Source organism: Shimia sp. R11_0, assembly GCF_017744035.1.
Classification (GTDB): Bacteria; Pseudomonadota; Alphaproteobacteria; order Rhodobacterales; family Rhodobacteraceae; genus Shimia; species Shimia marina.
On sequence record NZ_JAGHQY010000005.1, the window covers coordinates 327,250 to 345,362 of the forward strand.

At 57.5% G+C, this 18,113-nt stretch carries 16 protein-coding genes; 5 read left to right on the top strand and 11 right to left on the bottom strand.

Annotation, left to right across the window (positions count from 1 at the left end):
* Positions 1 to 8: 8 nt before the first annotated feature.
* Complete coding sequence (locus J7382_RS13010) at positions 9 to 1,598, bottom strand: PAS domain-containing sensor histidine kinase (RefSeq protein ID WP_209069426.1); 1,590 nt, start codon at positions 1,596 to 1,598, stop codon at positions 9 to 11.
* 237 nt (positions 1,599 to 1,835) lie between these two features.
* Positions 1,836 to 3,299, bottom strand: a complete 1,464-nt coding sequence (gene dacB / locus J7382_RS13015; RefSeq protein ID WP_247744991.1) for a D-alanyl-D-alanine carboxypeptidase/D-alanyl-D-alanine-endopeptidase — start codon at positions 3,297 to 3,299, stop codon at positions 1,836 to 1,838.
* A 177-nt stretch (positions 3,300 to 3,476) separates the two neighbouring features.
* On the opposite strand from dacB, the gene J7382_RS13020 reads away from it, so the two are divergent.
* The gene (locus tag J7382_RS13020) at positions 3,477 to 4,331 is read left to right on the top strand and encodes a DMT family transporter (RefSeq protein ID WP_247745009.1); all 855 of its coding nucleotides are present in this window, start codon (positions 3,477 to 3,479) and stop codon (positions 4,329 to 4,331) included.
* Here the strand turns inward: J7382_RS13020 and J7382_RS13025 are convergent.
* The 5 genes from J7382_RS13025 to ruvC form a co-directional block, all read right to left on the bottom strand.
* The gene (locus J7382_RS13025; protein ID WP_209069429.1) at positions 4,282 to 5,553 is read right to left on the bottom strand and encodes a porin family protein; all 1,272 of its coding nucleotides are present in this window, start codon (positions 5,551 to 5,553) and stop codon (positions 4,282 to 4,284) included. The genes J7382_RS13020 and J7382_RS13025 overlap by 50 nt on opposite strands.
* An 85-nt stretch (positions 5,554 to 5,638) precedes the next feature.
* The gene (locus J7382_RS13030) at positions 5,639 to 6,556 is read right to left on the bottom strand and encodes a transferrin-binding protein-like solute binding protein (RefSeq protein WP_209069430.1); all 918 of its coding nucleotides are present in this window, start codon (positions 6,554 to 6,556) and stop codon (positions 5,639 to 5,641) included.
* Positions 6,557 to 7,099: 543 nt separating this feature from the next.
* Complete coding sequence (ruvB, locus tag J7382_RS13035; protein ID WP_058241326.1) at positions 7,100 to 8,134, bottom strand: Holliday junction branch migration DNA helicase RuvB; 1,035 nt, start codon at positions 8,132 to 8,134, stop codon at positions 7,100 to 7,102.
* A gap of 3 nt (positions 8,135 to 8,137) precedes the next feature.
* A complete protein-coding gene (gene ruvA / locus J7382_RS13040) occupies positions 8,138 to 8,872 on the bottom strand; it encodes a Holliday junction branch migration protein RuvA (RefSeq protein WP_209069431.1) in 735 nt (244 codons plus the stop codon).
* Positions 8,869 to 9,375: a crossover junction endodeoxyribonuclease RuvC gene (gene ruvC / locus J7382_RS13045; protein WP_058241556.1), complete on the bottom strand. Its 507-nt coding sequence runs from the start codon at positions 9,373 to 9,375 to the stop codon at positions 8,869 to 8,871. Before ruvC ends, ruvA begins: the two co-directional genes overlap by 4 nt.
* A 436-nt stretch (positions 9,376 to 9,811) precedes the next feature.
* Here ruvC and J7382_RS13050 point away from each other — a divergent pair, with 436 nt between their 5' ends.
* Complete coding sequence (locus tag J7382_RS13050) at positions 9,812 to 10,000, top strand: DUF1127 domain-containing protein (protein ID WP_058241324.1); 189 nt, start codon at positions 9,812 to 9,814, stop codon at positions 9,998 to 10,000.
* Positions 10,001 to 10,165: 165 nt separating this feature from the next.
* On the opposite strand, the gene J7382_RS13055 is transcribed toward J7382_RS13050, so the two are convergent.
* The 4 genes from J7382_RS13055 to J7382_RS13070 all read right to left on the bottom strand — a co-directional run bounded on the left by J7382_RS13055 (position 10,166) and on the right by J7382_RS13070 (position 15,294).
* On the bottom strand, positions 10,166 to 10,513 hold the full coding sequence (locus J7382_RS13055) for a hypothetical protein (RefSeq protein ID WP_209069432.1): 348 nt from the start codon (positions 10,511 to 10,513) through the stop codon (positions 10,166 to 10,168).
* 252 nt (positions 10,514 to 10,765) lie between these two features.
* Complete coding sequence (locus J7382_RS13060) at positions 10,766 to 11,641, bottom strand: 50S ribosomal protein L11 methyltransferase (protein ID WP_058241322.1); 876 nt, start codon at positions 11,639 to 11,641, stop codon at positions 10,766 to 10,768.
* A 71-nt stretch (positions 11,642 to 11,712) separates the two neighbouring features.
* The gene (locus J7382_RS13065; RefSeq protein WP_209069433.1) at positions 11,713 to 12,945 is read right to left on the bottom strand and encodes an MFS transporter; all 1,233 of its coding nucleotides are present in this window, start codon (positions 12,943 to 12,945) and stop codon (positions 11,713 to 11,715) included.
* A 153-nt stretch (positions 12,946 to 13,098) separates the two neighbouring features.
* On the bottom strand, positions 13,099 to 15,294 hold the full coding sequence (locus J7382_RS13070; protein WP_209069434.1) for a primosomal protein N': 2,196 nt from the start codon (positions 15,292 to 15,294) through the stop codon (positions 13,099 to 13,101).
* 78 nt (positions 15,295 to 15,372) lie between these two features.
* On the opposite strand from J7382_RS13070, the gene J7382_RS13075 reads away from it, so the two are divergent.
* From J7382_RS13075 to fsa, 3 genes are all read left to right on the top strand, one after another.
* Positions 15,373 to 16,017 (top strand): helix-turn-helix transcriptional regulator, encoded by a 645-nt coding sequence (locus tag J7382_RS13075; RefSeq protein ID WP_209069435.1) that lies wholly within the window; start codon positions 15,373 to 15,375, stop codon positions 16,015 to 16,017.
* A gap of 163 nt (positions 16,018 to 16,180) precedes the next feature.
* Positions 16,181 to 17,218, top strand: a complete 1,038-nt coding sequence (locus J7382_RS13080) for a calcium-binding protein (RefSeq protein ID WP_209069436.1) — start codon at positions 16,181 to 16,183, stop codon at positions 17,216 to 17,218.
* A gap of 229 nt (positions 17,219 to 17,447) precedes the next feature.
* Entirely contained in the window at positions 17,448 to 18,101 is a 654-nt protein-coding gene (gene fsa / locus J7382_RS13085) for a fructose-6-phosphate aldolase (protein WP_209069437.1), read from the top strand.
* Positions 18,102 to 18,113: the final 12 nt, after the last annotated feature.

Genomic DNA, 18,113 nt, shown 5'->3' on the forward strand with positions numbered 1-18,113 from the left:
CGCGTTTTTTATGAGATAATCGCAAAAAGCTCGTCTTTGCGAAACGGCTTGGTCAGGAACTCATCCATTCCGGCCTCCCGACAGGCCACAGCATCGCGGGGCTGTGCATTTGCCGTCAAAGCCACAATCCGGCAGGCGTCCCGGCCCGTGTCTTTCTCAAATTGACGAATGACACGGGTCGCTTCCAAGCCGCCCATGATCGGCATCGACAAATCCATCAGGATCATGTCCCAGCCCTCTTTTTGATAAGCGTCAACAGCGGCTTGCCCATTGGGCACAATCTGCACATCCGCACCCGTTTGCCCCAACATCTTTTGCACCACCAGTTGATTGGTGCGATTGTCTTCAGCAACCAACACACGCACGCCAGCCAACGCAGGCGCAGTGGGGCGCGTGACCTTGGCAATCGGCACTGTGTCGTGAACGGATGCCGCAGCCACGGTATCAGGGTCACGTATGAATGCTTCTACTTGAGCATCGGTCCCTTGCAACGCCACCCGAGCGGTAAAGGTTGATCCCACCCCTACTTCCGACACCACGTCCACACGTCCAGACATCAACTCAACCAAAGCCTGCGTAATGGCCAGGCCTAGCCCAGTCCCTTCTTCCTTGCGGTGGGAGGGACCGTCCACTTGCGCAAAGGCCGAGAAAATCTCCTCGCGACGCGTCTCTTCAATACCTGGACCTGTGTCTGTCACAGACAACAGCACAAACGCCTCATCTTCGACGTCCCGCTCCACCTTGACCACGATATGGCCTTTGTCCGTAAACTTGATCGCATTGCCCAGCAAGTTGAGCAGTATCTGCCGGATCTTGCTGGCATCACCAAGATACGTGGTTGGTACCGTTGGGGCATAATCCACATAAAGTGCCAGCCCCTTTCCGTCTGTTCTGGTGCGCAAAAGCGTGGTCACATCCATCACAACATCCAGCAGCGAAAAAGGCGCCTCCTTCAGAGAGGCTTTGCCAGACTGAATCTTAGAGAAGTCCAAAACATCATTCACAATCCCCAAAAGCGCATTCGCGGAATTGAAGATCGTACCGGCATAGAGGTTCTGCGTTCCATCCAGATCAGTTTCACGCAACAACTCACACATGCCAAGAATGCCATTCATCGGCGTGCGGATCTCATGGCTCATATTGGCAAGGAACTGCTCTTTTGCCTGCCCCGCCTGCTCCGCCTTTTCCTTGGCAAGTCTCGTGAGCTCCAGCGCCGTATCTCTCTCGCGCTCTGATGTGACATCCAATGCCGTTCCCAGCAGATGCGTGAGCTTGCCGCTTACATCAAAGATCGGCGTCAGCGTGGTGCGCATATCCATCACCCGCTTAGGAAACGGAAGCACCGTGTTATAGGTCGTGGTCTCCGCAGCGGCAACAACACGCAAATGCTGCGCCAAGGCACGTTCCCCCATTGAGCCACCAAAGATTTCCAGGGCTGTTTTGCCAAGCACCTCGTCTTTGGTCTTTCGAATACGGGCTGCCCCGATGTCATTGATCGCAATATACCGTGGCATCCCGTCGTCACAGACCTGCAGCAAGAAGATACCCACCGAAATGGCATCCAGAAGATCATGAGGATTTGGGAAGTCGAATTCCATGCCGCGCCGTTTCGCACCTTGCCCTCCAACTTTGGGAGGTGTGAGCAATTTTCCATGTCCTAACGAAAACTGGTTACCGAACCCTTGCCAGAACGCCGCTCGCCGCGTGCCCCAACATTTGGCACCGTCGCGATACCGGCAGCCATCAGTTCGTATCTTTGTCCAGAAATTCAAGCCAAAATGTCGCACCAGCCCCTTAAAACACCAATTTTGCAAGGCTGAGTTGAATTTTTTTGACTAAGCTCCGTAAACCGTGCTCCAGCGCTCAATCAGCTTCTGTTGAAGCTTCTTCGCACGCCCATTCCAACTGCGTGCACCTTTCGGTCTCTCTCGATCGGCACCAATCAGCCTGTTGCGCGCACTGACATCTGCCTCAAAGATCGCAAACGCCAATTCGCCTCCGTCCGCAGCTGTCGCATAGCCAGCCAGCGCGCTCACAAAATGCAGCGTGCCTGTTTTGGCCTTCACTTTGATGGGATGGTTCTTGTTCACTCGGCCATTGGCATCGCGCAAAGGAATGACCTTCAAAATCGGGCGCAACACCGCCTGCTGCCCGGCCCGCGCCAACATCAATGCCATCTCATCCGCACGTAACCGAGAAGCCTCTCCCAATCCCGAATGGTCCACCAAAGCCGCATCCTGCATACCCAGATGATCCCGGGCCCAGCGGTTCATCGCCCCCGCCGAGGTTTTGAGGGTTGTAAACGGCGTGCCACGTGCCTGCGTGGCCGCCATGCCAACCATTTCTGCGGTCAAATTGGTGGAATACTTCAGCATGCCTTTCAATATGGTACGCAGATCGGCACTTTGATGCCGCGCCACGACCACGCCACGCGGCGCACCATTGGATTTTTTCGGCGCCTTCATCACGATACCATGCGCCCGCGCCAGAGTTCTGAAAACCTCACCAGCATAGATTTCTGGTTCCCGCACAGGCAGCCACCGCGCCCCCCCCTTGCCCAAAGCGCCGCTGGCAACCGTCCACTGGTCACGCCCACCCTGTGACTTATAGGTGTAAACTGGCAGCTGGCGATTTGCGATTTTCATCTGCGCCACGGTGACATCAGGACGATACCGATCACTGCGCGCATCCATGCTGACCGCATAGCCGCTGCCAGCGCGTTTCCACTCAAAATGCACCCGGTTGTAATTCAGTGCCATACCCGACACCGCCGGATTATACCCCGCATGATCAGGCTGCTTTTTATCAATCCGCCGCACAGATGGCATCGCGCCACCCCAGACAAGAAACTGCCCTTTCACCTCACGGATGCCCGCAGCCTTCAATGTGCGCGCAAGATCAGCAAGACCATTGGTGTCCAGCGTGGGATCCCCACCACCGCGCAGTACAAGATCGCCCCGCAACACTCCATTGCTCACGTCACCAACCGCAACAAGGCTCGTGATGAACCGGTGTGAAGGGCCCAGATAGTGCAGCGCATAAAGCGCCGTAAGCACCTTGGTCACACTTGCGGGGGGCTGCCCGGATGAGGCCTGATGCCCCTCAAGCACTGACGCACTCCCCTGACGTGCCACAGCGACGCTCACCTTGCCACTCAGCCCGCTTTCCCGGATGAGCTCTTCCAAAGCCGGAGCCTGTGGCCGCGCACTCTGGCGCAACCCCGCTGGCCGCAGAACCGGACGCAACGACCGCGAAGGCGCCTCCGCCCAAAGCGTACTGCCAAAAGTGGCAGCTCCCATTGTCAAAAATGCTCGACGCGAAAATACCTTTTTCATGGCAAAACGTTACCCTCATGCCGACGCAGCTTTCAAGCGCTTCGATTGTCCCGCCTGATCACAAAACGCATCTGGAGACTGTCTCTTTCTGTCATAGCGCCAACATGTTACCTGCATCTTATGTGGAAGATTTTTGTGTTGATGTTCGTCGCCATGTCGATGATCCCCGCGGGCGACACGGCAGGTAAGCTGCTGACCCAGACCCATGGTGCCAGCCCCCTTTTTGTGGCCTGGTCCCGCTTCGCTCTGGGCGGCCTTCTCGCCCTGCCTCTCATGCGCGCTGACACGCTCCGTCTTCTGACCAATTGGCGCATCTGGCTGCGCGCCCTCATTCTGACCGGCGGCATCAGCAGCATTCAGACCGCGCTGCAAACCGCACCTCTGGCTGACGTCTTTGCCGCGTTTTTTGTAGGTCCAATCGTCTCCTACGTCCTCTCTGCACTCCTGCTGGGAGAACGTGTCACTCTCTTACGTTCATTGCTGATGGGTGTCGGCTTTATCGGTGTGCTGCTCGTTGTTCGCCCCGGTGTAGACATGTCCCCGGGGCTGCTCTGGGCCGCTCTCGCCGGGCTGTTTTATGGGTGCTTCCTGACCGCGTCACGCTGGCTTGCGGACGCAGGCCGCCCCGGAAGTATGATCTTCACACAACTGCTGATCAGCGCCCTACTGTTGACCCCTTTCAGCCTGTCACACATTCCGCCAATGACGTTGGAGATGGCAGGTCTCACCTTCGCAAGTGCCGCATTCTCCATGGGCGGCAATTTGCTTTTGCTCTTTGCCTACGCCCGCGCCGAAGCCGCCGTGCTCGCACCCTTCGTCTATCTGCAACTGGTCAGTGCCGTGGCCCTCGGCTGGTTGGTCTTTGCCCAGCTCCCCGATAACCTGACATGGCTCGGCCTGCTTCTTATTATAGGCGCAGGCATCGCCTCCGCCATAGCGGCTCGCCTCAAAACCGCCGCTCAATCCCGATCTGGACCGAATGGGAGTCGTAGCTGAACGCGTCCATCCCGCTGCGTTGGCGCTCATACTCCACCTGCAGAAAGGGTGTGTAGCCTCCGGGCAGGAAAATGTCGGAACGCTCCACCTTGAGACTGGCCCCTGTGGTGTATGCATCCGGGTTGTTGATAAGGTTCGGGAAAGTCTCTTGAGCGTCTTGAAAGCGCCGGAAGACACGCGGCTGAAGCGTCCAGCCGCCGCCCACATCCACAGAGGAATACAGGCTAATCGTGTAATACTTGCTCCCTTTGACCAAGGGGATGAAGTCATCGGTCCGGCGATCCTGATAGCTGATCTCACCGCCAACAATCGCACGCCCTCCCACAGAGCGCCGGAATCCAAGTGTGGTCTCAAAATCTGTACCGTCGCGCCCATCATCCCGTGCGTTGTCTACTGCAACATAGCTCACGCGCCCATAGGCGGATCCCCCTACCAAACTGCGGCGTTCAAAGGCCAACTCCAGACCCGCGCGGTCTTCATAACGATCACCTTGAAGAAAGCGTACCGAGTACACAGGCGCGAGGGACACGGTTGTCCTTTGTGTCAGCAAGCGCAGACCAAACCGGGCGCGCAAAGTGTAGTCATCATATTGGCTGCCTTTGGCCTCCAACGCATTGAGAGAGAGGCTTGTGAACCCCATCACGCCCACTGCGTCCGAACTTAGTCCGTCAATTTGCCGACGCAGACTCATGGTGCCGTTCAACCGTACAGCAGGCACGCGCTCTACAGGCCGATCAAAATCAAAATGTGGAGCCGTAGGGTTGTCAAAATGGACCCGCTCGCTTTTGTAGTCCAAACTGTTGCCTGCGGTGGTGAAACCAAGCGATAGATCCCAGTCAAACCCACGTCTGGCATCAATCTGACGGATGAAAGCCAGAACCTTCTGGCGCACCGGTTCTGGTAGATCCCCTGACAACACACGAAAAAACTCTTCGCGCGACCGCGCCCATTGCTCCGCCAAAAACAAAGCCCGCGCCAATTCCAGACGCACACGCACCAAAGTAGGATCTTCCGCCAGAATGGCTTCAAACACAGGAATGGCTGCGGCCGCTTTGCCTTCATGAACCGCAAACATCGCGTAATCAAAGGCCTCTTCAATCTCCATCACCTGTGGCGTCACAGCATTTGAAGCCTGAGCAAGTGGCGCAATGGCAGCGGTCATCAAAGAAATAGACAAAGCCGTCGTCGTGCTGCGCACCTTGTTGAAGAAACCCCGGGCCATACTAGCATTCCTATTATTAATGGCTCGGATGCCGCCCCAAGCCCCCACGGCCAAGTCGGACGGCATCCGTGTTTATGGAACCCGTTTACTGGTCTGCACCAAAGGCTCCGGTATAGTTACCAACAGCACCATTCATCTCAAATGTGCCGCCAACTTCCTCGGCATTGTCGCCGTAGAAATAGCCGTCCACATCACCCGTGCTGGTTGCGCTGAAGGGGATAACACCATTGATGTTGGCTTCAAAGCGGTTCCCGCTGATTGTGCCGGTTCCTGCAAAATCAAGATGCTGCCCGCGCCAAGTGCTGCCACCCGACATATTGCTGACATAAGTGTTGGTGCTCGCGATGTTCACATTGGAGAAATCCGATGTGGTGATCGCAATCTGCGACTGGGTCTGCAAGGCCCGCCCATCTGTGGTGATTGCCACACCTGCAGAGGTACCAAGATAGGTCGCTGTGCCGCTGACTGGCATGTCGGCAGTTGCGGTGCGCCGCCCAAAGCTGCCTACATTCACGCTGCCATTAGTGGTACCAACGCCATCTGCCCAAACACCGAAGGTCTGATGATCAAAATCCAAGGCAATTGCATTACCCAACCAAGCCCGCCGACGGCCATCGCTGGAAGTCGCACGCACCACCAGTTGATCCGCTCCATCATCAATATTGTCGCCAGCTGCTTTGCTGAACTGGGTGGTTGTGGTGCCATTGGAGAAGCTCAGCTCATCCATATCACCCAAGGTCGCATTGACCCGCATGCTGCCATTGCGCTCGTCATCAAGACGACCGCTGGTCACGGTGCCGCTCCCATCCGTGGACATATCACCACTGCGTGTACGGCCATTCAAAGTGGTTTCGCCGTGCACCTGCAACAGACGTTCACCCGCCAGATCATTGGCGCGGCGGCCCACTTCATCTTCGATAAAATCTTCAATTGTCTTGCCACAGCTTGCCACAGAAGCAACGGCGCCCAACAAAAGTGCTGTTTTGAGAGAGAATTTCAGCATTTCAGTACCCACTACATTGACGTTTCAGTTGAAGAGCGAAAAGCTTTTTCAGCCTTATAGTCATCCGCCCAAATCCCGAGACCCAATGAACACCCAGACTCTTAACGAGCGGTTGCGCGGACCTTTCCAGCTTCTTAACAAGAAAATCTCGACGGAAATTTTCCAAAAAACCCATAAAAAACGGGTCTAGTGCAGCTTGTGGAAACCCCCTCAATGCTTCGATCGCTGTCGCGAAAAACGCTGTGATTTCCTAGACAAAATGCGTCATACGCCGGATTAAAAGACCCTCAACAAAATAGATAAACACGTAAAGTCCACACCCGAATTACGGGAAAATTAACAGCGTCTTTACCAAGTGTTATTTCGATGGGATTTGTCTCAAATATCAACCAGCGGATATTTTCGCGCGATTGGTGCAGCATTCGCCGCCCAATCAACGCAGACACGCGCCCCGCGCCTCATTCATGAGTCGAAAAGACCACGTGCGTCACAAACAGACACGCCATGCACAGCCGTCTCTGCACCTATGCACGGGGCCAAAAGTCACTTTTCAGGGGTAAATAAATCACTTTGATCGGGGCGTTTGGGGGCCGCCAATCCAAGGTGCTTCCAAGCCTTCTGTGCCAACATACGCCCCCGTGGCGTGCGCTGGATCAACCCTTGTTGCAACAGAAACGGCTCAATCACCTCTTCCAGTGCATCGCGGCTCTCGCTCAACGCGGCGCTGATTGTGTCGATCCCCACCGGACCACCGGCATAGTTCTCCGCAATGAAGATCAGATAGCGCCGGTCCGCCCCATCCAGCCCAAGATTGTCCACGCCCAAGCGGGTCAGCGCGCCATCAGCCAGTTCCTTGGTGATCACGCCATCACCTTCAACCAGGGCAAAGTCCACCACCCGGCGCAACAACCGCCCAGCAATCCTTGGTGTGCCGCGCGAGCGCCGCGCGATCTCACGTGCGCCGCCGTCCATCGCGGGCACGCCCAATTTCTGCGCATTGCGTGTCACAATCTCATTGAGCTCGTCTTCCGTGTAGAACTGCAAGCGTGTCGGGATGCCAAAGCGATCCCGCAAAGGCGTCGTCAACAACCCCAGCCGCGTCGTCGCCCCCACCAGCGTAAAAGGCTGCAATTCAATACGCACCGTGCGGGCGGCGGGGCCTTCCCCGATCACCAGATCCAGCTCAAAATCCTCCATCGCCGGATAGAGCACCTCTTCGACCGCAGGATTAAGCCGATGGATCTCATCAATAAAGAGCACATCCCGCGCTTCAAGATTGGTCAAGATCGCGGCCAGATCCCCCGCTTTGGCCAGAACCGGCCCCGAGGTCATGCGGAAGTTCACGCCAAGTTCACGCGCCATAATCTGTGCCAGCGTGGTTTTGCCAAGGCCCGGCGGCCCGTGAAACAGTGTATGATCCATGGCCTCGCCACGACGCCGGGCACTCTCAATGAAAATGCGCAGATTGGCCCGCGCTTCCGCTTGGCCAATAAAGGCGCTGAGATCCTGTGGACGCAAGGCGCGGTCGGCATCCTCCGGACGTGGCTCCGGCCGCAATGTCGGATCAGGCTGGTCCATGTCTTATCCCTTCGGGGCCAGAAGTTTCAGCGCCGCACGGATCAGAGCCGCTGTATCTGCCCCCGGCGTATCGCTGGCCGCCTGCGCCACCGCCGTGGCCGCATCCGCAGGTCCGTATCCGAGATTGCCCAATGCCGAAAGCGCATCCGCCTGCACACTCATCGAAGCCGCAGCCGCAGCCCCGCTCGCCGCAGACGCGCCGCTGGGCATCACCGGGGCACGTGCCGGTTCCTCAATCACCTCATCAGACCCCGGTGCCGCTGCGTCTTCTACCTCTGGCGCGACATCACTGGCTCCGGCCATAGCCGCACTCAGGCTCCCGCCCAGGGCCATCACCTCCGGTGCCTTGTCCTTCAGTTCAATCACAACCCGCTGTGCGGTCTTGGGGCCAACGCCCTTCGCCACTTTAATCGCCGCCACGTCGCCCAGCGTGATCGCCCGGCTCACGCCTTCCGCCCCCAAGGCACTGAGAATGGCGAGACTGGCCTTGGCACCAATCCCCTGCACGCTCATCAACAGGCGATGCCATTCCTTTTCAAACAGGCTGGCAAAGCCGTAGAGCTGCAAAAGATCTTCACGCACCAGCAAATCCGTATAAAGCGCCACAGCCTCTCCCACCGCAGGCAGTCCTGCCAGCGTGCGCTCCGAACAATAGACAATATAGCCCACACCGCGCACATCAATCAGTGCGTGGTCCGCCGTCTTATACTCAAGCCGCCCAGAAATCTTTCCAATCATGCCGTCGCTTTCTTCAAGGCTTCCGAGTAGCCCGCCCCTGCCCGCGCATAATGCGCATGACACATCGCAATGGCCAGCGCATCTGCAGCATCCGGTCCGGCAATCTGCACACCGGGCAACTGCAACTTCACCATATGCTCCACCTGATGCTTTTCCGCATGACCAACCCCAACAATCGTCTTCTTGACCTTGTTGGGCGCGTATTCACCAATGGTCAGCCCCGCCTGCGCCGGCACCAGAAGCGCCACGCCGCGGGCCTGTCCCAGCTTCAGCGTTCCCGCCCCATCTTTGTTGACAAATGTCTGTTCAATCGCCGCATGATCGGGCAGAAACCGGGCCACCACATCGGTCAGCTGCTCATGCAGCGACAACAGTCGCGCCGCCAGATCCTGCCCCACCGAATGGCAAATGCCATTGCCGACATGCGTCAGTCGGCTGCCATTGGCGTCAATCACGCCCCAGCCCATGTTCCGCAATCCCGGGTCAATTCCCAATACGCGCATCTGCTGCCCCATTTGTTTTGTTGTTGTTCCATCCGCAGTAGCACGAAACAAGAACAAACGCCAAGCCTGATCCCGCAAGCGGGGCGAAACATGCGTATTTTTGCGCGAAGCCCCTTCGGCCGTACCGGGCCGGTCCCCCTTCGAAGGCACGTCGAAGACGGTCAATAAGACGTCGTATTTACTCCTTATTTTTATGGAAAAATTCGCACTTCACACTCATGCATTTTTCGCATGCCACCTATGTCACAAAACTGTCTTGTTTGTGGCGATTGCATTCCATATGTGCCCTCCATCGAAAACACAGACCATTCAGTACTGTGCGTTTTCTCCAAAACCATACGCTTGCCTGTTGTGCCGCCTTCTGCGGTGTGACGCCCAAAGCGCATGGCAGATCAGACGCATGGTGCTCAAGCACTCAAAGAGAAGGAACGCTGACATGGCCACTTTTGAAACCACTACGTCCACCCGTTTTGCCGGTCGTCTCGGCTACACTTTCGCGGCACTGACCGCGCTGTTCGTGGAATGGAACGACAAACGTAAGACCCGCAACGCTCTGGAACTGCTCTCGGACCGCGAACTCAACGACATCGGCCTCTCCCGCGCCGACATCGCTTCTTTCCGCTGAGCATCGGCACTGCCCCACTCACATGGTTTTCGGGCCCTTGGGTCGAAACCGCAGCTCCTCCAAGGAGCTGCGGTTTTCTTTTGGCCCAAACAAAAAGAAACGGCCCCGGGGAGAGAGACCCGGGGCCGTCTGGGATCTTGGAGGGATCCACGAAACTCTATGTGATCAAAGGTTGGCCTTGATCTGTGTTGCCAGCCAACTGGAAATCGGGTCTGGCCGCATGGTCCAGGCCGCCGCCTTTTCCACCTGCGTGCCACCACTCAGGCGCACAACATTCTGCGTGTAAAAATCTGCCCCGATCTGGGACATCATCACGCCCTTGATGACGAAGAATGACACCACCACCATCATCAGCCCCGCCCAAGGGAAACCGCGGCCACGTCCGGCGCCACGCACAATGACGTACCCATTGCGATCAATGGTGACGGATTTGCGAGATGTGCGACCGGTTTCAGCTTGCTTCCGATAAATCCGGGCAAGACGGTCGTGAAATTCTGCTTGAGATTCACTCATGGCATCAACTCAGGTTTGGCCCCCACCAAACATGGCTAAAACTGGTCGCGAAATGTGGCGAAAATAAGGCGCAGCCCTCCAAATAGGGCCAATTCGAGACAAAACTGCTCACAATTTCACAAATACCCCACCGCAGGCGAAACGACCTCATAAGATAGCAAAAACTGTCTTCAAATTGGAAACAAACACAAAAACAAAGGGCGCCTCCGCAGAGACGCCCTGTGATGTGATTCTAACTGTGAAAGTGCGGGATCAGGCGCTTTGGCGGGTCAGCGTCAGCGTGGTCCATTCCCCAATTTCTTCGCGAGTGTGCACCGCAAAGCCCGCCGCAGCATAGGCCGCAACCACCTCATCCGCCTGTTCATTGAGAATACCGGACAGGATCGCATGTCCCCCCGCACCAATGTTGGCTCCCATATCAGGGGCGAGATCGACCAGCGGTGCTTTCAGGATATTGGCGAACACCAGATCATATGGCGCTTTCGCCGCCAGATCAGGATGCCCAAAACCAGCGGCCTCCAGACAGATCACACGCCCGGACAGCCCATTGGCCTCCACATTGGCCTTCGCCACATCCACAGCCACTTCATCGATATCGCTGGCCAGCACCGGGTTGGGCCAGATGCGGGCTGCTCCCATGCCAAGCACGGCTGTGCCACAGCCGATATCCGCCACATTCTGCCCCACAAAGCCTTCTACGGCCAGACGGTCCAAAGCCTTCAGGCAGCCCAGCGTGGTGCCATGGTGACCGGTGCCAAAGGCCATGGCCGCTTCAATCAAAAGGGGTTCCGCCTCTGCGGGCACCTTATCCGCATCATGGCTGCCGTAAACAAAGAACCGCCCCGCTTGCACCGGAGCAAGCTCACGCTTCACCTTGGCTACCCAATCCGTTTCTGGCAACTCAGACACCACAAAAGGCTTGGCGTCAAAAGCCGCCGCCAACACGGCAAGCCCTGCCTCATCCGGCGCTTCTGTGAAATAACCCCCAACTTCCCAAAGACCAGAGCCATCTTCGATTTCAAAAACCCCCACGCCGGTGGGTTCGGGCACAAGACGCTCCATCGCCTCGCCAAGCGCTTCGCCTTGGGCTTTTCCGGGCAGCGTGGTGAATGCGGTAAATGTGGGCATGAGCGGTCTCCTGAAGCTTTGACAGCGGCCTAGGGTCTCCCCTCGCCGCCGTCAAGCCTGAGACCGTTGTTTTACTCAGCCATCGCAGCCAAAGGTCGGGTCAGACGGGTTTCATTGCCCTTTTCCGGGTGGCGTGGGATCAAAAAGGCAAGCCCCAGTGAAATCGCCGCCATAGAGGCCGCCAAGACAAAAACCGCACCGGGTGAGACCAGCCACAACAGCCCCAAAAGCACCGGCAGAAACACGGCAGCGATGTGGTTGATGGTGAACGCCACAGCCGCGGTCGGCGCCATGTCTTCTGGATCGGCAATTTTCTGAAAATAGGTTTTCAACGCCAAAGCCAGCGAGAAGAGCAGGTGATCCACCACATAAAGCGTCGCCGCCAAGACAATTCCCCAGCCAAAGAAATAGATCCCACCATAGGCCAAAAACACGATCACCAACCCGGCATATTCAAAAATCAGCGTGCGCCGCTCACCAAAACGGGCCACAGCGGTCCCAATCAAAGGCGCGCAAATCATATTGGCCACTAGGTTGATCAAGTAGAGCGCGGTGATCTCATGCACATCAAAGCCAAAGCGTTCCACCATCATGAACCCGGCAAACACCACAAAGATCTGACGACGGGCCCCGGCCATGAACTGCATCGCGTAATAAAGCCAATAGCGCTTTTTCAGCACCATTTTGCGCGACTGCGGCGTGCGCCCCTCAAATTGCGGGAAGGCGAAGAGGCAATAGACTGCAATCACCGCCGTGATACCGCCGCCCGCAAGATAGACCACCTCATAACTCAGATCGAAGCGTTTCCAGCTCAACACAATCAGCCCATAGGCCACCAATGTCGCGCCAGAACCCGCCGCAACCAGCCACCCCAACATCTTAGGCGCGCGCTTTTTGTCGAGCCATTGCAGCTGCAGCGACTGGTTCACCGTCTCATAATAGTGAAAGCCAATCGAGCTGAGCAGCGTGATCATCAAAATTCCCCCCATGCTGGGGAAGTAGGCGGTCAGCGCAGTGGCCACGCCCAACAGCAGCAGGGAGATCATGCCCAACACCTGTTCGCGGATGAACAGCAATAGGAAAATCACGCCAATTGCCAGAAATCCGGGAATTTCGCGCACTGTGTGCAGTAGGCCAATGTCGGAGCCGTCAAAGCCCGCTACCTCAATCACAAAGTTATTGAGCAGCGCAGTCCACGTGTTGAAGGCAATCGGCATCGCCAACGCCATCAGAAACAGAAGTGTGATCGGACGCCGCCACCACGGCAGGAGATGCGCGTCATCAATGGGGATTTTCCTAAACATACACAGCGCATACGCCCAAAGACCACGAAAGGCGACCCCCGACCATGGTAGAAAGACCTGTGCACCTCCGCACCACCTGTCACTTGGAACAGATCGTGTAAGCGAGGCGCTGCCTCGCGCTCCGGGATATTTTTGGTCAAATGAAGCAGGCCGTCAGTAAAAATTCTGTGGGTCGATATCCACCGCAAGGCGCAAGTCACCCTTCAGCCGGAATTGGCCGACCCATTGCGCAAGGGCGGCCTGTAACGGCGCGGATTTGTCTGCCTTCACCAAAAGGCGCACCCTATGGCGTCCGCGTACCCGCGCGATTGGGGCCGGAGCGGGACCATAGACATCTGCACCAATCGCCTTGAGTGCGCCCGCATTGCGCGCCAGTGCATTGCCCAGATCAAACACCTGGCTCACGTCGCTGCCAGAGAGAATAATGCCGGCCATGCGCCCAAAAGGCGGCACCACCGCATGGCGTCGCTCATCTGCTTCGGCGCGCCAGAACCCTGTCTCATCGCCGCTCAGGATGGCGCGGATTACCGGATGTTCGGGCTGAAAGGTCTGCAACAGCGCCAGCCCCGCCCGCTCGGAGCGCCCCGCACGCCCCGCCACCTGACGCATCAGTTGGAAGGTCCGCTCTGCGGCGCGCAGATCAGAGCCTTGCAATCCCAAATCCGCATCAATCACCCCAACCAGCGTGAGCAAGGGGAAGTTGTGCCCCTTGGCCACCAATTGGGTGCCGATGATAATATCGGCACCGCCCTGTGCGATGGTCTCGATACTTTCTTTCAGCGCGCGCGCCGAGCCAAAGAGATCCGAACTCAGCACCGCCTGACGTGCTTCTGGCCAAAGCTCTTTGGCCTCCTCTGCCAGACGCTCCACCCCCGGGCCAACCGGCGCCAGCTTGCCTTCGACCTCACAGGAGGGACAGGCCTCCGGCATGGGTTTGGTTTCGCCGCACTGATGGCACATCAGGCGCTTGAGGAAGCGATGCTCCACCATACGCGCATCACAGCTGTCACAGCCAATCTGATGACCACAGGCCCTGCAAATGGTGACCGGCGCATAGCCACGGCGGTTGATGAACAACAGCGCTTGTTCCCCTTTTGCAATCCGCGCATCCACCGCCGCCTTGAGCGTTGGCGAGATCCAGTGACTGGCAGGCAGTTTTTCTGCCCGCATGTCAATCGCGCGCATTTCCGGCAGGACCGAGGCACCATAGCGGCTGGTCAGCTCAAGCTTGCTGTATTTGCCCAGTTCTGCGTTGGTCCAACTCTCAAGGCTTGGGGTTGCTGAGGCCAACACCACCTGCGCCTCACAAAGTGCAGCGCGCAGCACCGCCATATCGCGCGCATTATAAAGCACCCCATCTTCCTGTTTGTAGGAGGTGTCATGTTCCTCATCGACCACAATCAAGCCAAGATCACGATAGGGCAGAAACAACGCCGAGCGCGCGCCAATCACCATCTGCGCGCCTCCGGCCCCCACCATCTTCCAGGTGCGGCGGCGCTCTGTCATCGTCACACCTGAATGCCATTCCGCAGGCCTCGCGCCAAAACGCGCCTCAACCCGCGTCAGAAACTCCGCTGTCAGCGCAATCTCCGGCAAGAGTACAAGCGCCTGCCGCCCCTTGCGCAGACATTCGGCGACCGCCTCAAGATAGACCTCTGTTTTCCCAGAGCCGGTCACACCGCGCAGCAGAGTTGTGCCATAGCGCCCTGTCTGCACCCCTGCGCACAACTGGGCCGCGCCAGCCTCCTGATCCTTTGTCAGGGCCTTGCCGCCATATTCAGGATCCAGTCTGGCAAAAGGCACATCCCGGGGGGCGGCTTCTTCCCGCACCACACCCTGTTTGACCAATCCTTTGATGACCGAATTTGTGACCCCAGCCATATCGGCCAGTTCCCCCATGGTGAACGACAGGTCACCGTAATCTTCCAATGTGGCCAGCACACGCCGCCTTGCATCGGTCTGCCGATCCGGCGTGCCTGTGCCCCGTCGATAGATCTTGCGCATCGAGGGCGGATCCGACAGGCCCGGCGCACGGGTGGCCAGTCGCAACATGGCATGCAGCGGCGTGAGCGTATACTCCCCGGCACGCTGCAAGAAGGCGCGCATATCCGCCCCCATGGGGGCGACATCCAGAACACGGTTCACCGCGCGCAGACGGCTCAGATCAAAGCTGCCGCTGCCCGGCCCCCAAATCACGCCCAAAACTTTGCGCGGCCCCAGCGGCACTTCGACAAAAGCGCCAAGCACACAGCCTCCCTCCGGGGCTTTGTAATCCAGAAACCGGTCCAAGGGCTGCGCAGTCAGCACCGAAACAGGAGCGCCACTGCCAAAGAAATCGCCCTCTTCCATTACACTCTGCTCCCGGATAGCTTGCATTCGCGCGCGCCGCGCCTCTTTTCGGCGCATTGGCACTCAGAGGTATCCCACATGCTGCCAAAAGGGCAAGACTGGGCCAAGTTATGTCGCGACTATCGCGAGCGTCACGGCCTGAAACAAGAAGCAATGGCTCAGGACTTCAATGTGGATCAATCCGCAGTCAGCCGGTGGGAACGCGGTATACGCGAGCCGTCTTTGCAGGTGAAACAGGCCATCTTGGAGGACGTGCTGCGCAATCGCACACTGGCACCGGATCAAACCATGCGCCTGCTGATGGAGCAAAGCGGCTCTGCGGTGGCGCTCTGGCAAAAGGATGGCACGCTGCTAGGCGCCTCTCCCCGCTTTGAACGCGAAGCGCTGTCTAACGACAACGGCGGCTCCTTGCTTCAGGACACACAGGTTCTCGCCCATATCATGCACATTCTGAACGAACACGGTTTCTTTGATGGAGATGTGCTGCTCGCCGTGATGAAAATCAACCCATTCTTGCAGCCTCGGCGCGTGGAAGCGGGAGGTGTCATCGTGGTGTCGATGTTCCCCATGCACGATGTGGGCGATGAACTGGCTGTTCTGGCGGTACATGATCACGATGTCTTCGCCCAGCCGCTGGACAACGCCGGGGACATTCAGATCACCTTTGCTGGCAGCAAGGCTGGCCAATCACAGATTGCCTACGGCCGCATTCCCGGTTTTTAAGAGATAACTTCCGGGCCCAAACCACGACCAGATAAATGAGCAAAAAACTGCCGATAACACGCTGAAATATAGTGCATAAATCGGCATATCACCACCTGTGTACTTCCCCCATCCTGACCGCCTAGCACTGAGGTGTAGCAACACGAGAAAAGGATCGGGTAAAATGAGCACTCTCTTGGGTACCCTCTTGGACAACGTTCTAACAGGCACACAGTTTGCCGATATGATCCGCGGTCTGGCGGGCAATGATACGATCACGGCACATGGTGGCGACGACACCATTGATGCCGGTGAAGGCCATGACAGCGTCAAAGCTGGCAACGGCGATGATATGGCCTATGGCGGGCTTGGAAATGACGTGCTGAATGGCGGCAACGGGGCCGATATGCTGGATGGCGGCGCGGGCGATGACCTTATTAAGGGCAGCAACGGCAATGACATGCTCTATGGCGGCGCGGGCAACGACACCATGTCAGGCGGTCGCGACGACGATATTGTTCATGGCGGCAACGGTGCAGATCTACTTTATGGCAACAGCGGCGCAGATGCCCTGCATGGGGGCGAGGGCGCAGACAGGCTCTACGGCAACTCCGGCGATGACGTTCTGGAAGGCGGCGCAGGCAATGACATGCTCTATGGAGGCGCAGGCAACGACACTCTTTATGGATTTTCATGGGGCGGCGAGCCTGTGCCTGCACAGGATGCCGATGCTCTGGTCAACCCAGATGAGCCAGTGGAAGACACGGACTATCTGCAAGGCGGAAGCGGTGCAGACACCTTTGAATTCCGCTGGCTGATCGACGCCAAAGCAGAGATCCTTGCCAAACACACCGATGCCAATGGCGATACGGATTACTCCATGAATGGCGTGGCCGGCGAAAACGACAACGCCCATGACCACTGGGTGGAAACCATCGGCACCAAAGTGGTGACCGATTTCGACGCCGCAGAAGGCGACACGCTGGTGTTCAAGGGCCACACAGTGGAACTCGAAGAAGCGATCTATACGGACTTTGACAATGATGGCGACATCGACACGGTTCTGACCTTCGTCTCAAACCAAGGCGGCAATGGCGGCGCCCACGATGGTGACGCCGTCGGGCAAGTTGTGATCCTGGATCAGCAGATTGACGCGGCCGATATCGCCGTAGACCGGGGCGCCTTCTACGGCGTCACCGAACCCTATTCCGAATTTGGCTAAGCACTGGCCTGCGCAGCTTACCGCAAGAGATACTGGCGGAGGCCCAATGCGGCCTCCGCCTTTTGGCGTTCAGAAGCAAATCTCGTTATCGCTAACGGAATTTCAGTATGGAAAGTGACTTCCTGCTTTTCGCAAAGCGCCTGATCGGGTAAAGCGGTGCCAGCCGCAGTGCAATCCCGCAGTTGCGCGCATCGCCTTTTTGCCTGCTCACTGCAGTAGAGGAACCGATATGAAATTCTTCGTAGACACCGCCGAGATCGACGCCATTGCTGAACTGAACGCCACCGGCATGGTCGACGGCGTGACAACCAACCCGTCTCTGATCAAAAAATCCGGCCGTGACATTCTGGAAGTCACCAAAGAAATCTGTGACCTCGTAGACGGTCCTGTGTCCGCAGAGGTGGTTGCCACCGAAGCAGATGCAATGATCGCCGAGGGCCGCAAACTTGTCGAAATCGCCGACAATATCGCTGTCAAAGTCCCTCTGACCTGGGACGGGCTGAAGGCCTGCAAGGCGCTCACGGACGACGGCCACAAGGTCAACGTGACCCTCTGTTTCTCCGCCAATCAGGCGCTGCTGGCCGCCAAAGCTGGCGCAACCTTCATCTCGCCATTCATCGGTCGCCTTGATGACATCAACCTCGACGGCATGGATCTGATCGCAGACATCCGTCAGGTCTATGACAACTACGGATTTGAAACCGAAATTCTGGCAGCCTCCGTGCGCACCGTGAACCACGCCACCCAATGCGCGCTGGTTGGTGCCGACGTGATGACCGCACCGCCAGCCGTGATCAAATCTATGATCAACCACCCGCTGACAGACAAAGGCCTCGACGCTTTCCTGGCTGATATCAAAGACGCAGGCATCAAAATCCTGTAAGTCTCTTCCAAG

Excerpts from the sequence above, each read along its gene's own strand:
- J7382_RS13010 (WP_209069426.1), bottom strand. The coding sequence starts at position 1,598 with ATGGAATTCGACTTCCCAAATCCTCATGATCTTCTGGATGCCATTTCG.
- dacB (WP_247744991.1), bottom strand. The coding sequence starts at position 3,299 with ATGGGAGCTGCCACTTTTGGCAGTACGCTTTGGGCGGAGGCGCCTTCG.
- J7382_RS13020 (WP_247745009.1), top strand. The coding sequence starts at position 3,477 with ATGTTCGTCGCCATGTCGATGATCCCCGCGGGCGACACGGCAGGTAAG.
- J7382_RS13025 (WP_209069429.1), bottom strand. The coding sequence starts at position 5,553 with ATGGCCCGGGGTTTCTTCAACAAGGTGCGCAGCACGACGACGGCTTTG.
- J7382_RS13030 (WP_209069430.1), bottom strand. The coding sequence starts at position 6,556 with ATGCTGAAATTCTCTCTCAAAACAGCACTTTTGTTGGGCGCCGTTGCT.
- ruvB (WP_058241326.1), bottom strand. The coding sequence starts at position 8,134 with ATGGACCAGCCTGATCCGACATTGCGGCCGGAGCCACGTCCGGAGGAT.
- ruvA (WP_209069431.1), bottom strand. The coding sequence starts at position 8,872 with ATGATTGGAAAGATTTCTGGGCGGCTTGAGTATAAGACGGCGGACCAC.
- ruvC (WP_058241556.1), bottom strand. The coding sequence starts at position 9,375 with ATGCGCGTATTGGGAATTGACCCGGGATTGCGGAACATGGGCTGGGGC.
- J7382_RS13050 (WP_058241324.1), top strand. The coding sequence starts at position 9,812 with ATGGCCACTTTTGAAACCACTACGTCCACCCGTTTTGCCGGTCGTCTC.
- J7382_RS13055 (WP_209069432.1), bottom strand. The coding sequence starts at position 10,513 with ATGAGTGAATCTCAAGCAGAATTTCACGACCGTCTTGCCCGGATTTAT.
- J7382_RS13060 (WP_058241322.1), bottom strand. The coding sequence starts at position 11,641 with ATGCCCACATTTACCGCATTCACCACGCTGCCCGGAAAAGCCCAAGGC.
- J7382_RS13065 (WP_209069433.1), bottom strand. The coding sequence starts at position 12,945 with ATGTTTAGGAAAATCCCCATTGATGACGCGCATCTCCTGCCGTGGTGG.
- J7382_RS13070 (WP_209069434.1), bottom strand. The coding sequence starts at position 15,294 with ATGGAAGAGGGCGATTTCTTTGGCAGTGGCGCTCCTGTTTCGGTGCTG.
- J7382_RS13075 (WP_209069435.1), top strand. The coding sequence starts at position 15,373 with ATGCTGCCAAAAGGGCAAGACTGGGCCAAGTTATGTCGCGACTATCGC.
- J7382_RS13080 (WP_209069436.1), top strand. The coding sequence starts at position 16,181 with ATGAGCACTCTCTTGGGTACCCTCTTGGACAACGTTCTAACAGGCACA.
- fsa (WP_209069437.1), top strand. The coding sequence starts at position 17,448 with ATGAAATTCTTCGTAGACACCGCCGAGATCGACGCCATTGCTGAACTG.